Origin of the sequence: Pseudomonas sp. R76 (assembly GCF_009834565.1) — a bacterium.
Taxonomy (GTDB): domain Bacteria; phylum Pseudomonadota; class Gammaproteobacteria; order Pseudomonadales; family Pseudomonadaceae; genus Aquipseudomonas.
Map to the genome: position 1 here is coordinate 6378089 of NZ_CP019428.1, position 23639 is coordinate 6401727.

General features: G+C 61.9%; 19 protein-coding genes. 6 read left to right on the top strand and 13 right to left on the bottom strand.

The features are described 5' to 3' along the window. Positions 1 to 30: 30 nt before the first annotated feature. A complete protein-coding gene (gene ilvD / locus PspR76_RS28975) occupies positions 31 to 1872 on the top strand; it encodes a dihydroxy-acid dehydratase (protein ID WP_159960700.1) in 1842 nt (613 codons plus the stop codon). 242 nt (positions 1873 to 2114) lie between these two features. Here the strand turns inward: ilvD and PspR76_RS28980 are convergent, their stop codons facing one another. Then, positions 2115 to 3173 (bottom strand): haloacid dehalogenase-like hydrolase, encoded by a 1059-nt coding sequence (locus tag PspR76_RS28980; protein WP_159960701.1) that lies wholly within the window; start codon positions 3171 to 3173, stop codon positions 2115 to 2117. A gap of 241 nt (positions 3174 to 3414) precedes the next feature. On the opposite strand from PspR76_RS28980, the gene PspR76_RS28985 reads away from it, so the two are divergent. Then, entirely contained in the window at positions 3415 to 4806 is a 1392-nt protein-coding gene (locus PspR76_RS28985) for an L-cystine transporter (protein WP_159960702.1), read from the top strand. Positions 4807 to 4936: 130 nt separating this feature from the next. Here the strand turns inward: PspR76_RS28985 and PspR76_RS28990 are convergent, their stop codons facing one another. Then, positions 4937 to 5449: a dihydrofolate reductase gene (locus PspR76_RS28990; RefSeq protein ID WP_159960703.1), complete on the bottom strand. Its 513-nt coding sequence runs from the start codon at positions 5447 to 5449 to the stop codon at positions 4937 to 4939. Positions 5450 to 5518: 69 nt separating this feature from the next. Here PspR76_RS28990 and PspR76_RS28995 point away from each other — a divergent pair, with 69 nt between their 5' ends. Both PspR76_RS28995 and PspR76_RS29000 read left to right on the top strand, forming a co-directional pair. Continuing rightward, the gene (locus tag PspR76_RS28995) at positions 5519 to 6898 is read left to right on the top strand and encodes a DUF2868 domain-containing protein (protein ID WP_159960704.1); all 1380 of its coding nucleotides are present in this window, start codon (positions 5519 to 5521) and stop codon (positions 6896 to 6898) included. Further along, a complete protein-coding gene (locus PspR76_RS29000) occupies positions 6891 to 8258 on the top strand; it encodes a DUF3482 domain-containing protein (RefSeq protein ID WP_159960705.1) in 1368 nt (455 codons plus the stop codon). Before PspR76_RS28995 ends, PspR76_RS29000 begins: the two co-directional genes overlap by 8 nt. Before the next feature lie 5 nt (positions 8259 to 8263). On the opposite strand, the gene PspR76_RS29005 is transcribed toward PspR76_RS29000, so the two are convergent. From PspR76_RS29005 to PspR76_RS29040, 8 genes are all read right to left on the bottom strand, one after another. Continuing rightward, positions 8264 to 8809 (bottom strand): hypothetical protein, encoded by a 546-nt coding sequence (locus PspR76_RS29005; RefSeq protein ID WP_159960706.1) that lies wholly within the window; start codon positions 8807 to 8809, stop codon positions 8264 to 8266. Between the two features lie 92 nt (positions 8810 to 8901). Continuing rightward, complete coding sequence (locus PspR76_RS29010; RefSeq protein ID WP_159960707.1) at positions 8902 to 9456, bottom strand: phosphonate degradation HD-domain oxygenase; 555 nt, start codon at positions 9454 to 9456, stop codon at positions 8902 to 8904. Next, a complete protein-coding gene (locus PspR76_RS29015; protein WP_159960709.1) occupies positions 9453 to 10583 on the bottom strand; it encodes a TIGR03364 family FAD-dependent oxidoreductase in 1131 nt (376 codons plus the stop codon). The genes PspR76_RS29010 and PspR76_RS29015 overlap by 4 nt, the downstream gene beginning before the upstream one ends. 123 nt (positions 10584 to 10706) lie before the next feature. Continuing rightward, on the bottom strand, positions 10707 to 11720 hold the full coding sequence (locus tag PspR76_RS29020) for a putative 2-aminoethylphosphonate ABC transporter substrate-binding protein (RefSeq protein ID WP_159960711.1): 1014 nt from the start codon (positions 11718 to 11720) through the stop codon (positions 10707 to 10709). Positions 11721 to 11742: 22 nt separating this feature from the next. Next, a complete protein-coding gene (locus tag PspR76_RS29025; protein WP_159960713.1) occupies positions 11743 to 13449 on the bottom strand; it encodes a putative 2-aminoethylphosphonate ABC transporter permease subunit in 1707 nt (568 codons plus the stop codon). Between the two features lies 1 nt (position 13450). After that, a complete protein-coding gene (locus PspR76_RS29030) occupies positions 13451 to 14515 on the bottom strand; it encodes a putative 2-aminoethylphosphonate ABC transporter ATP-binding protein (protein WP_159960715.1) in 1065 nt (354 codons plus the stop codon). Positions 14516 to 14731: 216 nt separating this feature from the next. Continuing rightward, positions 14732 to 15595 (bottom strand): LysR family transcriptional regulator, encoded by an 864-nt coding sequence (locus PspR76_RS29035; protein WP_159960717.1) that lies wholly within the window; start codon positions 15593 to 15595, stop codon positions 14732 to 14734. 16 nt (positions 15596 to 15611) lie between these two features. After that, positions 15612 to 17894: a heavy metal translocating P-type ATPase gene (locus tag PspR76_RS29040; RefSeq protein ID WP_159960719.1), complete on the bottom strand. Its 2283-nt coding sequence runs from the start codon at positions 17892 to 17894 to the stop codon at positions 15612 to 15614. Between the two features lie 85 nt (positions 17895 to 17979). Here PspR76_RS29040 and cadR point away from each other — a divergent pair, with 85 nt between their 5' ends. Beyond that, on the top strand, positions 17980 to 18429 hold the full coding sequence (gene cadR / locus PspR76_RS29045) for a Cd(II)/Pb(II)-responsive transcriptional regulator (protein ID WP_159960721.1): 450 nt from the start codon (positions 17980 to 17982) through the stop codon (positions 18427 to 18429). 141 nt (positions 18430 to 18570) lie between these two features. Here cadR and PspR76_RS29050 read toward each other — a convergent pair whose 3' ends face one another. Both PspR76_RS29050 and lgt read right to left on the bottom strand, forming a co-directional pair. Further along, positions 18571 to 19404, bottom strand: coding sequence for a thymidylate synthase (locus PspR76_RS29050; RefSeq protein WP_106575719.1), 834 nt, complete (start codon positions 19402 to 19404; stop codon positions 18571 to 18573). 54 nt (positions 19405 to 19458) lie between these two features. Continuing rightward, positions 19459 to 20271: a prolipoprotein diacylglyceryl transferase gene (gene lgt / locus PspR76_RS29055; protein WP_159960723.1), complete on the bottom strand. Its 813-nt coding sequence runs from the start codon at positions 20269 to 20271 to the stop codon at positions 19459 to 19461. Between the two features lie 214 nt (positions 20272 to 20485). On the opposite strand from lgt, the gene PspR76_RS29060 reads away from it, so the two are divergent. Next, positions 20486 to 21232, top strand: coding sequence for an NRDE family protein (locus tag PspR76_RS29060; RefSeq protein WP_159960725.1), 747 nt, complete (start codon positions 20486 to 20488; stop codon positions 21230 to 21232). 124 nt (positions 21233 to 21356) lie between these two features. Here the strand turns inward: PspR76_RS29060 and ptsP are convergent, their stop codons facing one another. Next, complete coding sequence (gene ptsP / locus PspR76_RS29065) at positions 21357 to 23636, bottom strand: phosphoenolpyruvate--protein phosphotransferase (RefSeq protein WP_159960727.1); 2280 nt, start codon at positions 23634 to 23636, stop codon at positions 21357 to 21359. Positions 23637 to 23639: the final 3 nt, after the last annotated feature.

Sequence of the window (23639 nt, forward strand, 5' to 3'; positions counted from 1 at the left end):
AAGTACCTGATTAGCCGCCCGGAGTGCTCCATGCCAGATTACCGCTCGAAAACATCCACCCACGGCCGCAACATGGCCGGCGCGCGCGCACTGTGGCGTGCCACGGGGATGAAAGATGACGACTTCAAGAAGCCGATCATCGCGATTGCCAACTCGTTCACCCAGTTCGTACCCGGCCACGTCCACCTCAAGGACCTGGGCCAGCTGGTCGCCCGTGAGATCGAACGCGCCGGTGGCGTCGCCAAGGAATTCAACACCATCGCCGTGGATGACGGCATCGCCATGGGCCATGACGGCATGCTGTATTCCCTGCCGAGCCGCGAGATCATCGCCGACTCCGTGGAATACATGGTCAACGCCCACTGCGCCGACGCCATCGTGTGCATTTCCAACTGCGACAAGATCACCCCCGGCATGCTGATGGCCGCCCTGCGCCTGAACATCCCGGTGATCTTCGTCTCCGGCGGCCCGATGGAAGCCGGCAAGACCAAGCTCGCTTCCCACGGCCTCGACCTGGTAGACGCCATGGTGATCGCCGCCGATTCCAGCGCTTCTGACGAGAAGGTCGCGGAATACGAGCGCAGCGCCTGCCCGACCTGCGGTTCGTGCTCCGGCATGTTCACCGCCAACTCGATGAACTGCCTGGTGGAAGCCCTGGGCCTGGCCTTGCCGGGCAACGGTTCGACGCTGGCCACTCACAGCGACCGCGAGCAGCTGTTCCTGCAGGCCGGCCGCACCATCGTCGAGCTGTGCAAGCGTTACTACACCGAGAACGATGAGTCGGTGTTGCCGCGCAACATCGCCAACTTCAAGGCGTTCGAAAACGCCATGACCCTGGACATCGCCATGGGCGGTTCCACCAACACCATCCTGCACTTGCTGGCCGCCGCGCAGGAAGCCGAGATCGATTTCGACCTGCGCGACATCGACCGCCTGTCCCGTCACGTGCCGCAGCTGTGCAAGGTCGCGCCGAACATCCAGAAGTACCACATGGAAGACGTGCACCGCGCCGGCGGGATCTTCTCGATCCTCGGTTCGCTGGCCCGCGGCGGCCTGCTGCACACCGACCTGCCGACCGTGCACAGCAAATCCATCGCCGAAGGCATCGCCAAGTGGGACATCACCCAGACTGACGACGAAGCCGTGCACACCTTCTTCAAGGCCGGCCCGGCCGGCATCCCGACGCAAACCGCGTTCAGCCAGTCGACCCGTTGGGACACCCTGGACGACGACCGTGAAAACGGCTGCATCCGCAGTGTCGAGCACGCCTACTCGCAAGAAGGCGGCCTGGCTGTGCTGTACGGCAACATCGCGCTGGATGGCTGCGTGGTGAAAACCGCCGGTGTGGACGAGTCGATCCATGTGTTCGAAGGCAACGCCAAGATCTTCGAAAGCCAGGACAGCGCCGTGCGCGGCATCCTTGCTGACGAAGTGAAAGAAGGTGACATCGTCATCATCCGTTACGAAGGCCCGAAAGGCGGCCCGGGCATGCAAGAGATGCTCTACCCGACGTCGTACCTGAAATCCAAAGGCCTGGGCAAAGCCTGCGCCTTGCTGACCGACGGCCGTTTCTCCGGCGGTACTTCGGGCCTGTCCATCGGCCACGCTTCGCCAGAGGCTGCTGCCGGTGGCGCGATTGGTCTGGTGCAGGATGGCGATAAAGTGCTGATCGACATTCCGAACCGCTCGATCAACCTGTTGATCAGCGATGAAGAACTGGCCGCGCGCCGGGTCGAGCAGGACAAGAAAGGCTGGAAGCCGGTCGAGAAGCGCCCGCGCAAAGTCACCACCGCGTTGAAGGCTTACGCGTTGCTGGCCACCAGTGCCGACAAGGGCGCGGTGCGTAACAAGGCGATGCTCGACGGCCTGTAAACCCCGCCCATAAAAAAGCCCCGCCATGTGCGGGGCTTTTTTTGCCCGTCGAAATCTCCCCAGACAACAGCGATCAACTGTGGGAGCTGGCTTGCCTGCGATAGCGGTGGGCCAGCCGACTCGTGTACTGCCTGACACACCGCCTTCGCGGGCAAGCCCGCTCCCACAGTTGATCGGGTTCCTACATGAGAACGCGGTCAAAATGTGGGAGCGGGCTTGCTCGCGAAGCAGGCGACTCGGTCTTACTGAATCTCCTCAGGCTTGACGATCACCCAGTTCTTGTCCGCCGTCACCGGTAACCCTTCTTTGGCTTGTGCGGCAGCGTGCTTGGCCATCATGCCGTTGAGTTGGGTCATGTACTTGTCCTTGCGGTTGATCCACAGGTGGATGCCGCCCTTGGCCACGTCCACATCGTGGAACAGCATGTAGCCGTCGCTGGTCGGTGTATCACCACCAACGATCACCGGTTTTTTCCACTCGTCGATGTAGGTCAGGATCGCCGCGTGTTTGCCGGCCATCCAGGTTGCCGGGGTCCACAGGTACGGGGTCAGCTCCAGGCCGAGGTTGGCCTTCTCGTCATATTTACCGGCGGCGATCTGTTTGCGCGCAGTGGTCAGCTCACCGGTCTTGCGGTCCTTGAGCAGCGTGCTCACGCCGATGACGTTTTCGGGTTTGACGTTGTAGCCGTACTTCGGATCGGCAGCGACCATGCGCACCAGCTCCTCGGACGCGGCGGTCATCACATAGACCTCAATGCCGTTCTCCATCAGCTTGTTGAACAGCTCAGCCTGGCCGGTGAAGACTTTCGGCGGCTGCACCTCCATGTTCTTCACCACGTCACCGTCGTAATAGGTGACCGGCACCGGCTTGCCAGACGCCATCATCTCGTCGACGTAGCCCTTGAGTTCCTTGAGCGTGAAACCGGAGAAAATCTGCGCGACCCACGGGTAGCAGACCATGTCGTCGACTTCGCAGAGGCGGTAGTAATAGCTGAACAGGCTTTCCTTGTGGTTGGCGGTGTCCTTGAACGGGATCAGTTTCAGGGATGGGTCCATCGTGTCGCGGGTGATCAGGCCCTTGTTCTCCAGGTACGGCAGCAACGATTCTTCGAGGTCGTAGCGGTAGCTGGTGTTGTCCATGTCGAACACCGCGAAGTTACCTTTGTTGGCATTCGCGGCGATCATCTTGTTCAGTTGCTCGGCGGCAGGCGCCGGCCAGTGTTTCAACTCGGTGGCGGCGAATGCCTGGCTGGCGAGGCCGAAGCAGAAGGCAGCGGCAAGTAGTGTTGGCGCGAGCTTCATAAGCGTTTTCTCCCTGAGTGAAAGACATCGACGCTAACAAATCTGTGTGACAGTTATCGCCCGAGCGCGACCGCTTGCGTCGTGATTGCGCCAAAGGCATGTGCCTGAGCGTCAAACGCTTATTCCAAAAACGACAGTCACCATTCCATATCGGTATTAAATCAATATATTTCAAGCTGTTAGCATTTCCGGTTCGCAATCGCAGGCTCACGCGATTGGCTGCCTTCTCAACGGAGCTTCAATGAATCTGCCCCTGATTCTCAACTTACTGGTGTTCGTTGCCCTGCTTTTGGGCCTGGCACAAACCCGCCGAACAAACTGGAGCCTCGCCAAAAAGGTGCTGTTCGCGCTGGTGCTCGGCGTGCTGTTCGGTGCGGCGTTGCACACTATTTATGGCGACGGTAACCCGGTGCTCAAAGCCTCGATCAGCTGGTTTGATCTGGTCGGCAACGGTTATGTGCAACTGCTGCAAATGATCGTGATCCCGCTGGTGTTCGCCTCGATCCTCAGTGCCGTGGCGCGCCTGCATAACGCCTCGTCCCTGGGCAAGATCAGCTTCCTGACCATCGGCACGCTGCTGTTCACCACCGCCATTGCGGCGCTGATCGGTATCGGCCTGACCAACCTGTTCGGCCTCACCGCCGAAGGCCTGGTGGCCGGCACCCAGGAAATGGCGCGCCTGCAGGTGATCCAGAGTGATTACGCGGGCAAGGTCGCCGACCTGAATATCCCGCAGTTGCTGCTGTCGTTCGTGCCGGCGAACCCCTTCGCCGACCTGGCCCGCGCCAAGCCGACGTCGATCATCAGCGTGGTGATTTTCGCCGCATTCCTGGGGGTTGCCGCGCTGCAGCTGCTCAAGGATGACGTGGAAAAAGGCCAGAAAGTGCTCAACGCCATCGACACCCTGCAAGCCTGGGTGATGCGCCTGGTGCGCCTGGTGATGAAGCTGACGCCCTACGGCGTGCTGGCGCTGATGACCAAAGTGGTCGCCGGTTCCAACCTGCAAGACATCATCAAGCTCGGCAGTTTTGTGGTGGTGTCGTACCTGGCGCTGGGTTTGATGTTTGTGGTGCACGGCCTGCTGCTGTCGCTGGCCGGGGTCAACCCGCTGCGTTTCTTCCGCAAGGTCTGGCCGGTGCTGACCTTTGCCTTCACCAGCCGCTCCAGCGCAGCGGCCATCCCGTTGAGCATTGAAGCGCAGACCCGCCGCCTGGGCATCCCGCAATCCATCGCGGGTTTCGCCGCCTCGTTTGGCGCGACGATTGGCCAGAACGGTTGCGCCGGTCTCTACCCGGCCATGCTGGCGGTGATGGTTGCACCGACCGTAGGCATCAACCCGCTGGACCCGCTGTGGATCGCGACCCTGGTGGCAATTGTGACCTTGAGTTCAGCCGGTGTGGCCGGTGTGGGCGGCGGTGCGACCTTTGCCGCGCTGATCGTGCTGCCGGCGATGGGCTTGCCGGTGTCACTGGTGGCGCTGCTGATTTCCGTTGAGCCGCTGATCGACATGGGCCGTACGGCACTGAACGTGAACGGTTCGATGACGGCGGGCGCGATTACCAGCCAGGTCATGGGGCAGACGGATAAGGCGTTGTTGGATGCCGATGAGCATGCTGAGTTAGCGCAGGTCTAAAGCCTTGGATCGTTCCCACGCTCCGCGTGGGAATGCAGCCCAGGACGCTCTGCGTCCGTTCCTGAAGGCCGTGACGCGGAGCGTCACAGGAGGCATTCCCACGCGGAGCGTGGGAACGATCTTGATGCTTTTAGGCTTTTTCCCAAACCTCAAAGTTGTACGCGGGCTTATCACCCTCAGCCGCATTCTCGACATTCGACACCAGCGTCCACTGGTTCAAATCAAACTCGGGAAACCACGCATCCCCGTCCGGGCTCAACGCAACCCGCGTCAAATACAGGCGGTCCGCCTGCTCCAGCCCCTGCGCATACAACTGCGCACCGCCGATCAGCATCAGCTCATCCACGCCCTGCTCCAGCGCCCACGCCTCTGCGCGTTCGACTGCTGCGTCCAGTGACGGAAAAACTTCCGCACCTTCAAGCGCCAAATCGGTCTGACGGCTGACCACAAGGTTCAAGCGCCCCGGCAACGGTCGGCCCAGGGAATCCCAGGTTTTGCGCCCCATGATGATCGGCTTGCCGAGCGTGGTGGCTTTGAAATATTTGAAATCCCCCGGCAAATGCCAGGGCATGCTGTTGTCGACGCCGATCACACGGTTTTCACCGAGGGCTGCGATCAGGCTTAAAGGGAGAGTTTTTTTCATGGCGACGAGAATACCAGAGCCGCGAGTCTGCGGTTATGCTCCAAGCTCACTGGCTCAACAGGACGACGCGTGACTGCACTGACCCCGCTGCACAAACTCTGGCTGACGGAAACCGTGCGCCTGCGTGAAGAACACGCCGGTCCCCTGGAAGACCTGGAAGCCAACCGCCTGGCCCGCACCGCCGGCGGCGACTTGCCGACGCGCATTCAACAGCGCGCCCTGCAGTTGGCCGAACGTGATGGCTTGACCGCCGCCCTCACCCGCTGGCTGCAAGGTGCGCGTTTGGCGTTGGTGTTGCTGGCCATCTTCGCAGTGATCAGCGGCGCCGGTCTGGCCTTTGCCGCACTGGGCAACGGTTTGACGCCGGTTAATGTGTTCTGGGCCTTGGGCAGCCTGCTCGGCTTGAACCTGATTCTGCTATTGAGCTGGGCCTTGGGCCTGCTGTTTGCCGGCGAGCACAGCGCCAGCCTCGGCCGCCTGTGGCTGTGGCTCAGCGAAAAACTCGCACGTGACGCCAAGGCCGCACAGCTGGCCCCTGCGTTATTGCTATTGCTGCAACGCCAGAAACTCAATCGCTGGGCCGTCGGTGTGCTGGTCAACAGCCTATGGTTGCTGGCGTTGCTCAGCGCCATGGCGATTTTGCTGACACTGCTGGCCACGCGGCGCTACGGCTTTGTGTGGGAAACCACCATCCTTGGCGCCGACACCTTTGTCGCCGTGACCCAAGCCCTCGGCAGCCTGCCCGCGCTGCTGGGCTTCAACGTGCCGACGGTCGAAATGATCCGCGCCAGCGGCGATTCGGCACTGAATATCGAAAGCGCCCGCCAAGCCTGGGCCGCCTGGCTGGTAGGCGTATTGCTGGTCTACGGCGTGCTGCCACGGTTGATCCTCGCGCTGCTGTGCCTGTGGCGCTGGAAACGTGGGCGCGCGGCGCTGCGTCTGGACCTGAACTTGCCCGGCTACAGTCAACTGCGCGAGCGTTTGATGCCGAGCAGCGAACGCCTTGGCGTCAACGACGCCGCCCCCGAACAGTTGCACTCCGTTACCGGCGGCGTCAGCGAATTGGAAAGCGACGGCGCCTTGCTGGTGGCCATCGAACTGGATGACCAACACGCCTGGCCGCCCACACTGCCGGCCAGCGTTAAAAACGCCGGTGTCCTCGACAGCCGCGAATCGCGCAACAAGCTGCTGGAACAACTCACGCGTTTTCCACCCGCGCGCCTGGCCATTGCCTGCGACCCCCGCCGCTCGCCCGACCGTGGCAGCCTGGCGTTGATCGCCGAGCTGGCCCGCAGCGCCACCGCCACCCGCGTGTGGCTGCTGCAAGCCCCGCCCGGCCAGGCGCTGGACGCCGAACGCTTGGGCGATTGGCATGCGGCGCTGCAACAGCTTGAGGTGCCCTTCGCCGACTGCGCGCCGCTGACGTGGCTGGAGACTGGTCATGACTAAGCCGCTGAAACTCGCCGTGGTCGGCCACACCAATGTCGGCAAGACCTCGCTGCTGCGCACGCTGACCCGAGATGTCGGCTTCGGCGAAGTCTCCCATCGCCCCAGCACCACGCGGCATGTGGAAGGCGCGCGCTTGTCAGTCGACGGCGAAGCCTTGCTCGAACTGTACGACACACCCGGCCTCGAAGACGCCATCGCCCTGCTCGATTACCTGGAGCGCCTGGACCGCCCCGGCGAACGCCTCGACGGCCCGGCACGTCTGGCGCGCTTTCTGGACGGCAGCGAAGCGCGTCAGCGTTTCGAACAGGAAGCCAAAGTGCTGCGCCAGTTGCTGGCCTCGGACGCCGGCCTGTATGTGATCGACGCCCGCGAGCCGGTTTTGGCCAAATACCGCGACGAGCTGCAAGTGCTGGCCAGTTGCGGCAAACCGTTACTGCCAGTCCTCAATTTTGTCAGCAGCAGCGACCACCGCGAGCCGGACTGGCGCGAAGCCCTGGCCCGCCTGGGCCTGCATGCGCTGGTGCGCTTCGACAGTGTGGCGCCACCGGAAGACGGCGAGCGGCGCTTATATGAAAGCCTGGCCTTGCTGCTGGAAAACGCGCGGCCGCAATTGGAGCGCTTGATACTCGACCAGCAAGCCCAGCGCGTCGCACGCCAGCAAAGCGCGGCGCAGCTGATTGCCGAGCTGCTGATCGACTGCGCCGCGTGCCGGCGCAGCGTGGTCACTGAACAGGAGCAGCAAGCCATCAGCGACTTGCGCAAGGCCGTGCGCCAGCGCGAGCAAAAGTGTGTGGAAGCCCTGCTCAAACTGTTCGGCTTCCGCCCACAAGACGCCGCCGCCAGCGATTTACCCTTGCTGGACGGGCGCTGGGGCGATGACCTGTTTAACCCCGAAACCCTCAAGCAACTCGGCGTGCGCGTCGGCGGTGGGATTGCCGCAGGCGCGGCCGCCGGTGCCGGTGTCGACCTGCTGGTCGGCGGCCTGACCCTCGGCGCTGCTGCGATTGCCGGTGCGATTGCCGGTGGCGCGCTGCAAACCGCACGCAGCTACGGCAGCCGCCTGCTCGGCAAGATCAAGGGCCAACGCGAGCTGACCGTCGACGACAGCGTGCTGCGCCTGCTCGCCTTGCGCCAACGCCAGTTGCTCAAGGCCCTGAACCTGCGCGGCCACGCGGCGATGCACAGCATCAAGGTCGACACGCCCCAGGACAAGACCTGGCGCGAAGGGAAACTGCCGGATGCGTTGCACAAAGCCCGTGCTCACCCACAATGGTCGTCGCTCAACCCGCACGCCAAATTGAGCCAGGCTGAGCGCCAGGAACAGGTCGAGGCACTGGCAACCCGCCTGGACGACGCGTAACGCCGTTAAACCTCATACCAAGCCAAGGCCAGGAATGCGGTGCAGAGCGAGCGAATCAATTCCTTATCGGCTTGGTCAGCCACCCCGTTGCGGTCGACATCACTGCTGGTAAACGACTCCAACACCCCATCGCCATCGCCGTCATAGGCGGCGGCTTTGTAGATCAGCGACGCTCTGCCTCTTGGCGCAATGCTTTCATAAAAGTCGAGCTTTACCGCGTTCGGCCGTTGGTTTTTGCTGAAATGATCGACATAGAGGGTCAGTGCGCGCTGCGAATGGCCCTTTGAGTTAAACCAGTTGAGCTTGAAGAAGCTGTTGGCGAAGGCCTCAAGCTGACGTTTATCCACGTCCAACGCTTCAGGGTGGGCATCGGGTTTCGGATCTGCCAGCCGCAAAAAATCTACCTCACCCTTACCCGTCGTATCCACACCGATGAACTCGTGGATCATTTCATCCGGGCAGTCAGCATGATGCTGGTAAAACTGCAAAATAACCGTATCAGCAGGGCCGTGGCAGCCCTTGGCGTGGGCGGTGGCTTTCAAGTAACGCATCAGCGTTGCTCCTTAGAGTTAAGAAGCAAGCACCTTAGTGATCTGCCAACCCTGGCTCTAGGCGCTGCGTCTGCGTGTTGCGTAAGGCTTGTCTACACTGCCAGTAGCCGCGCAGCCTTGGCCTTGAGCAGTTGCAAGTCCAGCACCGGCACCTGCATTTCCTTGGCCTGTTCATCCCAGTGACGCATGCGCAGGCTGACCTGGCAGAGCGGGTCTTGCTCAAAAGCCTGGGCCTCTTCAGCGCTCATCACGCCGCCTTGATACCCCAGCGTGCGACGGCTGGCTTCACTCAACCGAGCGTAATACTCCGGCTGGCTGAAGGTCAGGTAACGCTTGGCTTGCACGTGATACTCCACCAGCCTGGCCATGCGCTCGCTGAAGCCTGCGCGGCGCAAGTAGTCCGCGCCCAACCGTTCGTGGCTGACCACGCCATAACCACCCATGTTCTCCCCGCCGTGACCGCAGAGGTGGCCGATGTCGTGGAAAAACGCCGCCAGCACCACTTCATCATCAAAGCCTTCAGCCATCGCCAGCTGTGCGGCCTGGGACATGTGTTCGATCTGCGACACCGGCTCGCCGATGTAATCCGCCGTGCCGTGCTGCTCATACAAACCGAAGATTTCGGCTATCGCCTGTTCCGGGGTCATGTTTGCGCGCCCCACAATGCGCTGATATTTCGCTCGGCCAGTGCCGGCCCCACACTCATGCCTACACCACTGTGCATCAATGCTGAGCTCACGCCCGGTGCCGCACGCAGGAATGAAAACGGCGCCGGCCCGCGTGAGCCGTACACGCCTTGCCAGCGCTCCACCACCTGGATCTTGCAGCCCAGGGTTTGCTCGGCCAGTTCGATCAACCAGTCATCAATCTGCTCGGCGTTGAACGGCGAGGCATCGCTGCCGTAGTCGTGGGAGTCGCCGATGATCAGTTCGCCATGGGGCGTCGGGCTGATCAGCAGGTGAATGCCGTGTTCATGCAAGTGCGGCGCTTCACGCAGGATCTGCGCCTGCACCGGCGCAGCTTCCGGCAGGTCGGCAAAGGCGCCGTAATGCACGCAACTCAAGCCCGTGAGCAAGGCGTGTTGCAGGTTCAGATTGATCGCGGGCCGCGCACGCAGCATTTGCAGGCGGCAGATACTCGGGTTGAGTGCGGCAATTGATTCGGCCAGCAGGGTTTGGTAATCATGGCCGGAGCAGACGATGATCTGCTCGCCACGAAAGCTGCCTGCCGTGCTGTGCAGTTGGCCCGGTTCGACGTCGCGTACCAACGTGGAGAAGTGAAACTCCACCTTCAATTCACGGCGAAGGTAGTTGATCAGCGCCGGGATCGCTTCGCGCGAATACAGCTGTTGATCATCCTTGCCGTGCAGCGCCGCGCGGTGATGACGGAACTGGCCGCCATACAAGTCCCGCAGCGCCGCGCCTTGCAGCAGCTCGACGTTGTAGCCGTACGCCTGGGCGCGAGCGGCGCAAAAAACTTCCAACAAATGTTCTTCCGCCTCCGTACGGGCAAACAGGTACGAGCCATTGCGCTTGAGCTGCAAGCCGGCTACTTGCGCCCAGTCCCGCCAGATATCACGGCTTTCCCGGGCCAGGTCGTGCATCGGCCCTGGCGGTTGGCCGGTGACCAGTGCCTGGCCAAAGTTGCGCACCGAGGCGCCCAGCGGCGTGGCGCTGCGCTCGAAGACTTTGACCTTGAGGCCGCGTTTGGCGGCGGCGTAGGCGTGGGACAGGCCGAGGATGCCGGCGCCGATGACTAAGAGATCACTACTCATGCGTTCCTCTCGTTCCCACGCTCCGCGTGGGAATGCATCCGGTGACGCTCTGCGTCACGACGTTCAAGAGCGGACGCGGAGCGTCCAGGGCAGCATTCCCACGCGGAGCGCGGGAACGATCAATCACTGTTTTTCCGACTTACCGTCATAGCGCTTGCGCCACTCGGTCAGGATGCTGTCGCGGTTTTTCGAGGCCCAGGCGAAGTCGTTCTTGATCAGGCGCTGCTCGTAGTCGGCCGGCAATTCAGTCTGCGGCTTGGCGATACCCGGCTGCGCGAGCACGGCAAAGTTGTCTTTGTAGAGGTCCATCGCCGCAGCGCTGGCGGAGAAATCAGCGAGCTTTTTAGCCGCGTCGGCGTGGGCAGTGCCCTTGATCACTGCTGTCGCTTCGATGTCCCAGCCCAGGCCTTCTTTGGGCAGGATGATGTCCAGCGGCGCGCCCTGGCGTTTCAGCTGAACCGCCGGGTATTCAAACGAAATGCCAATCGGGAATTCACCCGAAGCCGCCAGCTTGCACGGCTTGGAGCCGGAGTGAACGTACTGGCCGATGTTCTGGTGCAGGTCGTCCATGTACTGCCAGCCCTGCTTCTCGCCGAAGGTTTGCAACCAGGCGCTGACATCCAGGAAACCGGTGCCGGACGAAGCCGGGTTGGGCATCACGATTTTGCCTTTGTACTCAGGCTTGGTCAGGTCCTGCCAGCTCACCGGCTTGGTCAGGCCTTGTTTCTCGGCTTCGACGGTGTTGAAGCAGATGGTCGCGGCCCATACGTCCATGCCGACCCACGCCGGTGGGTTGGCGGCGTCGCGGTAGTTTTTGCCGATCTTGTCCAAATCCTTTGGCGCGTAGTTATCCAGCATGCCTTGCTGATCGAGAATCGCCAGGCTCGAGGCGGCCAGGCCCCACACCACGTCAGCTTGCGGGCGATCTTTCTCGGCCAGCAGCTTGGCGGTGATGATGCCGGTGGAGTCGCGAACCCATTTGATCTCCACATCGGGGTTGGCTTTCTCGAAAGCCTGTTTATAAGTCTTCAACTGCTCGGCTTCGAGGGCCGTGTACACGGTCAGCTCGGTCTTGGCGAAGGCATTCAGGCTGAATGCAGTGAGTACCGCAGCGACCAGCGCCAGGGGCTTGAACATGGAACACCTCCTACAAGGACGATTATTGGCCGGGCGCGGTCTGGCGCCAGGCTTGGGAGCGGCGCAGCGCGCCACGTGAGGCCCACGCCAGCAGCAGCGAGACGCCGGCTGAGGTGAACAGGATCAGGGTCGACATGGCCGCAGCGCCGCCCACATTGCCGGCGTCGTCCATGTTCAACACGGCGACGGCGGCGAGGATGGTGTCGGGGCTGTAGAGGAAGATCGCGGCGGACACGGTGGTCATCGCCGACACAAACAGGTAGCGCACGATGTCCAGCAGCGCGGGCAGGCAGATCGGCACTGTCACGCGCAAGTAATGGCGATACAACGGCGCCTTGAGGGACAGCGCGGCGGCTTCGAACTCACTGTCCAACTGGCGCAGCGCCGTGGTCGCGGTCATCTGCGCAGTGGTCAAATAGTGCGCAATGGTGCACACCACCAGTAACGTCATGGTTCCGTAGAACACATGCAGCGGGTTGCCGTTGAGGTTGAAAAAGAACACGTAGCCCAGGCCCAGCACCAAACCCGGAACGGCCATCGGCACAAAGCTGAGCATGCGCAGCGCCAGGTTCAGGCCCTTCTGGGTCTTGGTTTTTTCCATCAGGTAGGCGCCGGTGAAGATCAGTACGCTGCCGATCAGTGCCGTGCACAGGGCCATGGTCAGGCTGTTGCGATAGGCCAGCCAGCCGCCGCCCGCCGTGTCTTCGAATTGATAGTGGTTGAGCGACAGCGACAGGTTGTACGGCCAGAACTTCACCAGCGACGAGTACACCGCCATGCCGAACACCAGCAGCAACACTGCGCAAATCAGCAGCACGATGGCCAGGTAGCAGCCATCACGCAGTCGCGACGGTGCCGGTTGAAATACCTGGGCGCGGCCGCTCATGGAATCACCGTGACGGCGACGCAACCACGCATCGACGCCAAAGCTGAACAGCGCCGGCAGCAGCAGGACCATGCCGATCAACGCGCCGCGACCGAACTGTTGCTGGCCGACCACCGCCTTGTAGGCTTCCAGCGCCAGCACTTGGTAATCGCCACCCACCACCACGGGCACGCCGAAGTCGGTGATGGTCAGGGTGAACACCAGGCAAAACGCCGCGAACACGGCTTGGCGCGTGGCGGGCCAAGTAATGCTGCGAAACGCTCGCGCAGGGCTGGCGCCCATGCTCGATGCCGCATCAAAAAGTCGCGCATCCGCCAGCGACAGCGCCGACAGCAGAATCATCAACGCGTGTGGGAAGGTGTAGATCACCTCGCCCAGAACAATGCCCCAGAAGCCGTAAATATTGTCCGAGAGCAGCCCGCGCAACATGCCCTGATTACCGAACAAGTACACCAGCGCAATGCCCGGCAGCATCGACGGCGCCATCAATGGCAACAGTGACAGGCCGCGCCAGATCGCCTTGCCGGGAATCAGCGTGCGTTGCAGGGCGTAGGCAAACAGGTAGGCCAGCGGTACGACGATGGCCGCCACGCTGAGGGAAACTTTCAGGCTATTGCCCAGCAGCCAGTGGAAGTTGGCACTGGTCAGCAGTTCTCGCGCCGCGACCAGCCCACCGCCCTGCCCGGCCTCGCTGCTGAAACCACGCCAGAAGATCGCCAGTAACGGCAGCAATACGGCGATGCCCAACAGCACCAGCCACAGCAGTTTGCCGCCGAGCACAAAAAGGCGGTCGCCATGTTCGGCGCGGGAGACTTGGCGCGGCAATGTCATCACAGTCGCCATCTCAGGCAAACACCTGCAGGCTGCGCGGCGGCAAGGCCACCCAGATGTCCTGGGCGCCCAGGCGCGGCATGGCTTCCGGGGCCAATTCGGCCAGCAACGGGTGGCCGGGCAGTTGCTCCAGTTCAAAGCTCATGCGGCAGCGGTTGCCGAGGAACGTGATCTCGCGGACCTTGGCCGGGAACAGGTTTTCTTCATGCACCGGCGGGTTGACGCTGATGGCTTCCGGGCGGCAGAACAGGCGCCCGGACTTGGCCACGCCGGCATCGTCGGCCAAGCGCATGTTCATGCCGCCGACCTGGGCGTGGCTGGCGCTGTTGCGGCTGAACGGCAGCCAATTGCCCTGGCCGACAAACTCCGCCACAAACGGCGTGGCCGGGCGGTCGTAGATTTGCTGGGGCGTGGCGTATTGCTCGACCTTGCCGTTGTTCATCACGGCAATACGGTCGGCCATCAACATAGCCTCGTCCTGGTTGTGGGTGACCATCAACGTGGTGATGCCCAGGCGCCGTTGCAGCTGGCGCAGCTCGGTGCAAAGGTGCTCGCGGACGCGGGCATCGAGGGCCGACATCGGCTCGTCGAGCAATAACAATGAAGGCGCCGGGGCCAAGGCGCGAGCCAGGGCAACGCGTTGTTGTTGGCCGCCGGAGAGCTGGCCGGGGAATTTCTTTTCGCTGCCAACCAGGCCGACCAGTTCGAGCATCTGGCCAACACGCTTGCGCACTTCATCGCGGCCACTGCCGGTGAGGCCGTAGCCGATGTTGGCTTCAACGGTCAGGTTGGGAAACAGCGCGTAGGACTGGAACAGAATGCCGTAGTCCCGGGCCTGCGGTGGCAGTAGAGACACATCACGGTTACCCAGGCGCAATTCACCGCTGTCCTGGCGTTCCAGGCCGGCGATACAGCGCAGCAAGGTGGTTTTGCCGCAACCGGACGGGCCCAGCAGGCACACCAGCTCGCCGGCGGCGACGTCCAGGGACACATTGTCCAGCGCGGTAAAGGCGCCGAAGCGTTTCTGGATACCGCGCACCGTCATAGGCGCGCCGGGGTTGGTCAGGGCTGTGTTCATGGAGGCACCTCATCAAACTGATGAAGGCCATGCTAGGGGGGCAATGCTTCCCGGATGTGGCAGGAAGGCAAAAGGCGGTGATAGTGGTATTGGTGGATTTTGGTGTAACCGATCGTTCCCACGCTCTGCGTGGGAACGCATCTTGTAACGCTCCGCGTTACGGGACGCGGAGCGTCCTGGGCGGCATTCCCACGCGGAGCGTGGGAACGATCAGCCTCAGAGGGGCGACATTTCCTGCGCCAACCCAAGAAAAGCCGCAGGCAACCGCGCGCCTTTTCTCTCCTTGAGGCAGTACAAATACTCCGCAATCTGCGGCGCATTCTCGATGGTCAGCACCCGCAACTGCGGGTCATGGGGCACTTCCTGGCGGGCAATGATGCTGATGCCGATGTTGCGCAGCACCGCTTCGCGAATCGACTCACGGCTGCCGATCTCCAGCAACGGCCCATAACTCACACCAGCGCCCTGCAGCATTTCTTCGGTCAGCCGCCGGGTGGTGGAGCCGACTTCACGCATCAATAGCGTGTGCCCGGCCAACGCATTGAGCGGCACGTGATCGAGCTTGGCCAACGGGTGATTACGGTGCACTGCCAGCACCAGCGGATCGGTGCCGAGTACGCGGCGAATCAGGCGCGGGTCTTCGAGCAATTGTGAGGACGCGGCAACATCGACGCGGTAGTCGTCCAGCGCTTCAAGCACCTGCTGGGAGTTGCCGATTTCCACCGACACGTCCACTTGAGGCAGACGTTCGCGGAAGGCTTTGACCAGGTCGAGGATGTAATAAGGCGCCGTTGCGGCAATCCTCAAGGCACCTTGGACCTGGCCGTTGTTGCGCAGGAAAAACTCGATATCGGCTTCCTGCTGCAACAGCGCCTTGACCATCGGCAGCAGGCGCGCGCCGTCGTCGCTGACGGTGAGGCGGCGACCGCCACGGTAGAACAGCTCAACGCCGTACTGGCTTTCCAGGTTGCGAATCTGGGTGGTGACCGTGGGCTGGCTCAGGCCGAGCTTCTTCGCCGCCTGGGTAATGCTGCCCAGGCGGGCGACCATAAAAAACGCCTTCAGCTCGGCACTCAGCACACCACCCTCTCATCATCTATTTGCGCAACAGGCGCAGGCCATTGAACACCACCAGCAGGCTCACGCCCATGTCGGCGAACACCGCCATCCACATGGTCGCCATACCCAGGAAAGTGACCGCGAGGAAGATCGCCTTGATCACCAGCGCCAGGGCGATGTTCTGCTTGAGGATACTCGACGTTTGCCGCGACAGACGAATGAATGCCGGAATCTTGCGCAAGTCATCGTCCATCAGCGCCACATCAGCGGTCTCGATGGCGGTGTCGGTGCCGGCGGCGGCCATGGCAAAACCAATCTCCGCACGGGCCAGGGCCGGCGCGTCGTTGATGCCGTCGCCGACCATGCCCACGCGGTGGCCTTGGCCGTAGAGGGTTTCGATGGCTTGCAGCTTGTCGGTGGGCAGCAAGTCGCCTTGAGCCTTGTCGATGCCGACCTGGGCTGCAATCGCCTGGGCGGTGTGGGTGTTGTCGCCGGTGAGCATCAGGGTTTTGATGCCCAGGTCGTGCAGTTGCTGAATGGCTTCGCGGCTGCTGTCTTTGACCGTGTCGGCCACGGCGAACAGCGCCAGCGGGCCGGATTTATCGAGCAGCAACACCACGGATTTGCCTTGTTTCTCCAGGGCGAAGAGCTTTTCTTCCAGCTCGGGCGAGCACAGGCCGAGGTCTTCCACCAGGCGGTGGTTGCCCAGGTGGTAGGTTTCGCCGTTGATATCGCCGCGCACACCCCGACCGGCCAGGGCCTCGAAATTATCCACAACGTGGCTTGGCAGGTTTTTATCCACAGCCGCATTGGCAATGGCCAGCGACACCGGGTGGTCGGACCGCCCGGCCAGGCTGGCGGCCAGGGCCGGCGCGCTGTCTTGAACGGTCGGGAACAGCGCCAGGTAATCGGTTTGCACCGGCTTGCCGTGGGTGATGGTGCCGGTTTTGTCGAGGGCCAGGTAATCGAGCTTATAGCCGCCTTCGAGGTACACGCCGCCCTTGATCAGGATGCCTTTGCGCGCCGCTGCGGCCAGGCCGCTGACGATGGTCACCGGAGTGGAGATCACCAAGGCACACGGGCATGCGACCACCAGCAGCACCAGCGCGCGGTAGATCCAGTCGAACCAGGCGCCAGCCATGAACAGCGGCGGAATCAACGCCACGCCGAGGGCAAACAGGAACACGGCCGGGGTGTAGATTTTCGAGAAGCTGTCGACAAAGCGCTGAGTCGGTGCGCGTGCGCCTTGGGCCTGTTCGACGGCGTGAATGATGCGCGCCAAGGTAGAGTTGTTCGCCGCGGCGGTGACTGTGTATTCCAGGGAACCGGCCTGGTTGATGGTGCCGGCAAAGACTTTATCGCCCACACCCTTTTCAATCGGCAGGCTTTCACCGGTGATTGGCGCTTGGTCGATGGTGGATTGGCCAGCGGTAACTTCACCGTCCAGGCCGATGCGCTCGCCGGGCTTAACCCGCACGATATCGCCCAGCTCAATGCTTTTAACTTCTTTTTCGACCCAGCTGCCGTCGGCTTGCTGCACCGTGGCTTGTTCCGGGGTCATCTGCATCAAGCCGCTGATGGCGTTACGTGCACGGTCCAGGGACTTGGCTTCGATCAACTCGGCCACGGTGAACAGGAACATCACCATCGCCGCTTCCGGCCACTGGCCAATCAGCACTGCACCGGTCACCGCGATGCTCATCAGCGCGTTGATGTTCAGGTTGAGGTTTTTCAGGGCGATCCAGCCCTTTTTATAGGTGGTGAGGCCACCGCTGAGGATCGACACCAGCGCTACCAGCGCAATGACCCAGGTCGGTGCTACGCCGGTGAAATGCAGGACTTCGGCCGCCAATGCGCCAACGCCGGACAGCGCCAACGGCCACCAGTGTTTCTTGGCAGGCGGCGCAGCGGCTGGGGTGCCTTCTTCGATGGGGTCGGCCTGCATGCCGATGGATTTGATCGCCTCGATGATCGGCGCGGTACTCGGCAAGTCATGGGTGACGCCGAGGATGCGGTTGATCAGGTTGAATTCCAGCTGCTGCACACCGGCGAGCTTGCCCAGTTTGTTCTGGATCAGCGTCTGCTCGGTGGGGCAGTCCATGGCTTCGATGCGAAAAGTGCTGAGGCGCGAGCCGGCGGTCGGCGCTTCGCTCAGCGTGACCACGGCAGGCGCAACCTTGCTGGAACAGCAGGAGTCGCCATGACTGCCATGGTCGTGCTGCTTGACCGGCGTCAGTTTGGCGCCGTGGTCGTGGCTATGGTCGTGATCATGATCATGCTTGTGATCATGCTTTTTTGGGGTGTGGATGGAATCGCTCATTCTGTCGCGTCCGTAAAGGTGCCTGTTGCCAAGTAAAGACCCTGTAGCCACTATAGGGTCAAGCACCCATTTGGAGATTGCTGCGATGAAGATCGGCGAATTGGCCAAATTGACCGACTGTCAGGTCGAAACCATCCGTTATTACGAGAAGGAAGGCCTGCTGCCGCCTCCGGCACGCACCGATGCCAACTACCGCGTGTACACCCAGGCGCACACCGAGCGGCTGATCTTTATCCGCAACTGCCGCAGCCTCGACATGACGCTGGAGGAAATCCGCAGCCTGCTCGGGCTACGCGACAGCCCCCAGGACCAGTGCGAAAGTGTGAATGCGTTGATCGACGAGCATATCCACCATGTGAAAGCGCGGATCGACGGGTTGTTGGCGTTGCAGGAGCAACTGCTCGACCTGCGCCAACGCTGCGGCGGCGCGCCGGGGATGGATCAGTGCGGGATTTTGCAGCGGCTGGAGCTCAGCGGGAGTGTGGCGGCCAGTGAGGCGGAGCCTTCGCATGTGGGCAGAAGCCACGGGCATTGATGTGTACACACAATACATGTGGGAGCTGGCTTGCCTGCGATAGCGGTTGATCAGAGGCATTGATGTCGCCTGACACTCCGCAATCGCAGGCAAGCCAGCTCCCACATAAGCCAGCTCCCACATTTTTGACCGAGACCGGCTTTAGATCGCCACGTCAGCCTTGATACTTGGATCAGCGTCATAGCCCACAATTTCGAAGTCTTCGAACTTGTAGTCGTAGATCGACGCCGGTTTGCGCTTGATCACCAGTTCCGGCAGCTTCTTCGGCGTACGCGCCAGTTGGGTGCGGATCTGTTCCATGTGGTTGCTGTAGGCGTGGGTGTCGCCGGTGGTGACGATGATCTCGTGGGGGATCAGGTCGCACTGCTGGGCCAGCATGTGGGTCAGCAACGCCAGCGCGGCGGTGTTGTACGGCAGGCCGAGGAATACATCGGAGCTGCGGATGTACAACTGCATCGACAGGTGACCGTCATGCACAAACGCCTGGTACAGCAGGTGGCACGGCGGCAGGGCTTGCTTGCCGTTGCGGGCGTTTTCCTGCGGGCTCTTGGTTTCGTCCGGCAGGTATTCGACGTTCCAGCCGTGGAACAGGATGCGACGGCTGTTGGGGTTGTTCTTCAACGTGTCGACCATGTAGTCGATCTGGTTGATCTTGCCGCCGTCCTTGGTCGGCCAGGCGGTCCACTGCTCGCCGTACACCGGGCCCAGGTCACCGTCTTCGGTGGCCCATTCGTCCCAGATTTTTACGCCGTTTTCGTTCAGCCACTTGATGTTGGTGTTGCCGCTCAACATCCAGATCAATTCGTTGGCGATGCTTTTGAAATGAAGCTTCTTGGTGGTCAGCAGCGGGAAGCCGTCGGCCAAGTTATGCCGATACTGACGGGCAAACACGGCCTTGGTGCCGGTGCCGGTGCGATCGCCCTTGGTCAATCCATTGGTCACGACGTCGTTCAGTAGTTCGAGATATTGCTTCATTTTAGTACCCGTATCGTTGAAGCCGGGGCTACGCAAAAGCCCCGGCATTCGAATTTAAAGCGCGGTGTTCTTGATGCCTTGCGGGCGATTGTACGCCCACCACAGCAGGCCCAGGCCCGCCAGGATCATCGGCATGCTGAGGATCTGACCCATGGTCAACCAGCCCCACGCCAGGTAGCCCAGCTGTGCATCCGGCACGCGGACGAACTCGACGATAAAGCGGAAGATCCCGTAGAACAACGCGAACATCCCCGACACGGCCATGGTTGGGCGTGGCTTGCGCGAGAAGATGTACAGAATCAGGAACAGCGCCACACCTTCCAGGGCGAACTGGTAGAGCTGCGACGGATGGCGCGGCAATTGCGCCGGGTCGCTGAACGGCGGGAACACCATGGCCCACGGCACGTCGGTTGGCTTGCCCCACAACTCGGCGTTGATGAAGTTACCGATACGCCCGGCGCCCAGGCCAATCGGCACGAACGGTGCGACGAAGTCCATCAGCTGGAAGAACGACTTGCCGTTGCGGCGGCCGAACCACCACGCGGCGATCATCACGCCGACAAAGCCGCCGTGGAACGCCATGCCGCCCTTCCACACTTCAAAGATCAGCGTCGGGTTGGCGATATAGGCCGGCAGGTCGTAGAACAGCACATACCCCAGACGCCCGCCGACAATGACGCCCATCGACATCCAGAACACCATGTCGGAGAGCTTCTCCTTGGTCCAGGTCGGGTCGAAACGGTTCAGGCGCCGGGAAGCCAGCAGCCAGGCACCGCCGATGCCGATCAGGTACATCAACCCGTACCAATGGATTTGCAGCGGACCGATGGCCACGGCCACCGGGTTGATCTGCGGGTAAGGCAGCATTGCGACTCCTCGTTAAATCAATAGTCATGGCGCACCGGACCATGCCGGTGTGGGATTAAGCCTGCGTTACAGCCGCAATTTCAAATTAAGAAGTTCAGACGCGCCCAATAGCCCGGCATGTTAACGGATGGAAGGCATGCGACCCAACTTCGATACGATGGAACGCCCGCCGTTGTGTGGGTAGAGTGAGGGAAAACACAAAAGGGATCGCCTGATGTGCCTGATTGTTTTCGCCTGGCGGCCGGGCCATGCCCAACCGCTGATCGTCGCGGCCAACCGTGATGAATTCTACGCCCGCCCCAGCCTGCCGCTGGCCCAATGGCCGGATGCGCCGCACATCTACGCCGGCCGCGACCAGGAAGCAGGCGGCACCTGGCTTGGCGTAAACGTCGATGGGCGGTTTGCGGCCCTGACCAACATCCGCGACCCGCACCAGCCGCCCGCACGCAAGTCGCGCGGGGAGTTGGTGGCGCGTTTTCTCAGCGGCTCACTGCCGATTGACGACTACTTAGCCGACGTTAACGGCCGTTCGATTGAATATGCCGGATTTAACCTGCTAGTGGGCACGCGTGATGAGCTGTGGCATTACAACGCCAATCAGACTGAGCCGACACGGCTGGAGGCTGGGGTTTATGGGTTATCCAATGCCGGGCTGGATACGCCGTGGCCCAAATTGCTCAAGGCCAAGGCGGCGTTGAGTGAGTTGCTGGAGAACCCACAACCACAGGCCTTGCTGGATATTTTGAGCGACCCACAGACCGCGCCGTTTGCTGACCTGCCGGACACAGGCGTGGGCTTGGCGACCGAAAGTCTGCTGTCGAGCGTGTTCATCGCCAGCCCCAGTTATGGGACGCGGGCGAGTACGGCGTTGATTGTGAATGCGGATGGGACGCGGCGGATGGTGGAGCGCAGCTTCGGGCCGCTGGGTGGGCGGTTGGGTGAAGTAGAACTGAGCATTTAGCGGTAATGTTGATCGTTCCCACGCTCTGCGTGGGAATGCATCCAGTGACGCTCCGCGTCACGCCTTCAAGAGCGGACGCAGAGCGTCCAGGCGGCATTCCCACGCAGAGCGTGGGAACGATCAGTTAGAGGGTCTTCGCCGAAGCCGGGTTGATCATCCGCGTCAGCCCCAGGTTCTTCAGCGCCAACTGCAGCGAGCTGTGGATAACTTGCGGGTTGTCGATGGTCATCAACTCCGCCAGCAAATCCTTGGCCATGCTCAGCTCAACCTGGCGCAGCATCCACTTCACCTTCGGCAAGTTGGTGGCGTTCATCGACAGGCTGTCAAAGCCCATCGCCATCAACAGCACTGCCGCCGCCGGGTCGCCGGCCATTTCACCGCAGATACTTACCGGCTTGCCTTCGGCATGGGCGTCGCGCACCACGTGTTGCAGGGCTTGCAGGACGGCCGGGTGCAGGTAGTCGTAAAGATCGGCTACGCGTGGGTTGTTGCGGTCCACGGCCAGCAGGTACTGGGTCAAGTCGTTGGAGCCGACCGAAAGGAAGTCCACCTGCCGCGCCAGCTCTTTAGCCTGGTACACCGCCGCCGGGATTTCGATCATCACCCCAATCGGCGGCATTGGCACATCGGCGCCTTCGTCGCGGACTTCGCCCCAGGCGCGGTGGATCAAGTGCAGGGCTTCTTCCAGCTCATGGGTGCCGGAGATCATCGGCAGCAGGATGCGCAGGTTGTTCAGGCCTTCGCTGGCCTTGAGCATGGCGCGGGTCTGCACGAGGAAGATTTCAGGGTGGTCGAGGGTCACGCGAATGCCGCGCCAGCCAAGGAAGGGGTTGTCTTCCTTGATTGGGAAGTAGGACAGTGACTTATCGCCGCCGATGTCCAGGCTGCGCATCGTCACCGGCAACGGGTGGAAGGCGGACAGTTGCTCGCGATAAATCGCCAGTTGCTCCTTCTCACTCGGGAAACGCTGGTTGATCATGAACGGCACTTCGGTGCGGTACAGGCCCACGCCTTCAGCGCCGCGCTGTTGCGCGCGGGCCACATCGGCGAGCAGGCCGGTGTTGACCAGCAGCGGCACGCGGTGGCCGTCGAGGGTCACGCACGGCAGCTCGCGCAGCGAATCGAGGCCCAGCGCCAGCTGTTTCTCTTCTTCCACCACCTCGGCGTATTGCTTGCGCAGTACTTCGCTGGGGTTGGTAAAGACTTCGCCGCGATGCCCATCGACGATCATGTCGATGCCGTCGACCTTGGAATACGGCAGGTCCACCAGGCCCATCACCGTCGGAATGCCCATGGCACGGGCCAGGATCGCGACGTGGGAGTTACCCGAACCCAGTACCGAGACCAAACCCACCAGTTTGCCTTCCGGCACTTCGCCGAGCATGGTGGCGGTCAGCTCTTCACTGATCAGGATGGTGTTGTCGGGGTAGACCAGGTTGGTGGTGCGGTCTTCCTGCAGGTAGGCCAGCAGACGGCGACCGAGGTCACGCACATCCGAAGCCCGCTCACGCAGGTAGGCGTCGTCCATCAATTCAAAACGGTTGACGTGATCGGTGACCACCTGGCGCAACGCGCCCTGGGCCCACTGGCCGGTCTTGATCACGGTTTTGACTTCGTTACCCAGCGAGGCGTCGTCGAGCATCATCTGGTACACGTCGAACAGCGCGCGCTCTTCGGGGCGCAGTTGCGTGGCCAGCTTGGTCGACAGGTTGCGCATGTCGGCGCGCACGCCTTCCAGGGCGGTCTTGAACAGTTTGATTTCAGCGTCGATGTCGTTGACGGTCTTGTCCGGCACCACATCGAGGTCGGCCGGTGGCAGCATGACCACGGCCGTACCGACGGCAGCGCCTGGCGAACCCGGCACGCCGACGAACTTGGCTTCCTGGATGCCCTTGCCCTGGCGGCCCAGGCCACGAATCGAGCCCGTGGCTTCGGCGTGGGCAATAACCCCGGCAAGCTGCGCGCTCATGGTCACGAGGAAGGCTTCTTCACCTTCGTCGAACTGGCGACGCTCTTTTTGCTGGATGACCAACACGCCGACAACGCGGCGGTGGTGAATGATCGGTGCGCCGAGGAACGAGGCGTAGCGCTCTTCGCCGGTTTCGGCAAAGTAGCGATAACGCGGGTGATCGGCCGCGTTTTCGAGGTTCAGGGGTTCTTCACGCGTCCCCACCAGGCCCACCAGACCTTCATTGGGCGCCATGCTGACCTTGCCGATGGAGCGCTTGTTCAGGCCCTCGGTGGCCATCAGCACAAAACGGTTGGTCTCGGGGTCCAGCAGGTAAACCGAGCAGACCTGGCTGCCCATGGCTTCCTTGACGCGCAACACAATAATCCCCAACGCCGCCTTGAGATCCTTGGCGGAGTTAACTTCCTGGACGATCTTGCGCAGCGTATTGAGCATGGC

Bases quoted from the DNA above. Each gene is read 5' to 3' on its own strand.
- ilvD (WP_159960700.1), top strand. From the start codon at position 31: ATGCCAGATTACCGCTCGAAAACATCCACCCACGGCCGCAACATGGCC.
- PspR76_RS28980 (WP_159960701.1), bottom strand. From the start codon at position 3,173: ATGAAGCTCGCGCCAACACTACTTGCCGCTGCCTTCTGCTTCGGCCTC.
- PspR76_RS28985 (WP_159960702.1), top strand. From the start codon at position 3,415: ATGAATCTGCCCCTGATTCTCAACTTACTGGTGTTCGTTGCCCTGCTT.
- PspR76_RS28990 (WP_159960703.1), bottom strand. From the start codon at position 5,449: ATGAAAAAAACTCTCCCTTTAAGCCTGATCGCAGCCCTCGGTGAAAAC.
- PspR76_RS29000 (WP_159960705.1), top strand. From the start codon at position 6,891: ATGACTAAGCCGCTGAAACTCGCCGTGGTCGGCCACACCAATGTCGGC.
- PspR76_RS29005 (WP_159960706.1), bottom strand. From the start codon at position 8,809: ATGCGTTACTTGAAAGCCACCGCCCACGCCAAGGGCTGCCACGGCCCT.
- PspR76_RS29010 (WP_159960707.1), bottom strand. From the start codon at position 9,456: ATGACCCCGGAACAGGCGATAGCCGAAATCTTCGGTTTGTATGAGCAG.
- PspR76_RS29015 (WP_159960709.1), bottom strand. From the start codon at position 10,583: ATGAGTAGTGATCTCTTAGTCATCGGCGCCGGCATCCTCGGCCTGTCC.
- PspR76_RS29020 (WP_159960711.1), bottom strand. From the start codon at position 11,720: ATGTTCAAGCCCCTGGCGCTGGTCGCTGCGGTACTCACTGCATTCAGC.
- PspR76_RS29025 (WP_159960713.1), bottom strand. From the start codon at position 13,449: ATGGCGACTGTGATGACATTGCCGCGCCAAGTCTCCCGCGCCGAACAT.
- PspR76_RS29030 (WP_159960715.1), bottom strand. From the start codon at position 14,515: ATGAACACAGCCCTGACCAACCCCGGCGCGCCTATGACGGTGCGCGGT.
- PspR76_RS29040 (WP_159960719.1), bottom strand. From the start codon at position 17,894: ATGAGCGATTCCATCCACACCCCAAAAAAGCATGATCACAAGCATGAT.
- cadR (WP_159960721.1), top strand. From the start codon at position 17,980: ATGAAGATCGGCGAATTGGCCAAATTGACCGACTGTCAGGTCGAAACC.
- PspR76_RS29050 (WP_106575719.1), bottom strand. From the start codon at position 19,404: ATGAAGCAATATCTCGAACTACTGAACGACGTCGTGACCAATGGATTG.
- lgt (WP_159960723.1), bottom strand. From the start codon at position 20,271: ATGCTGCCTTACCCGCAGATCAACCCGGTGGCCGTGGCCATCGGTCCG.
- PspR76_RS29060 (WP_159960725.1), top strand. From the start codon at position 20,486: ATGTGCCTGATTGTTTTCGCCTGGCGGCCGGGCCATGCCCAACCGCTG.
- ptsP (WP_159960727.1), bottom strand. From the start codon at position 23,636: ATGCTCAATACGCTGCGCAAGATCGTCCAGGAAGTTAACTCCGCCAAG.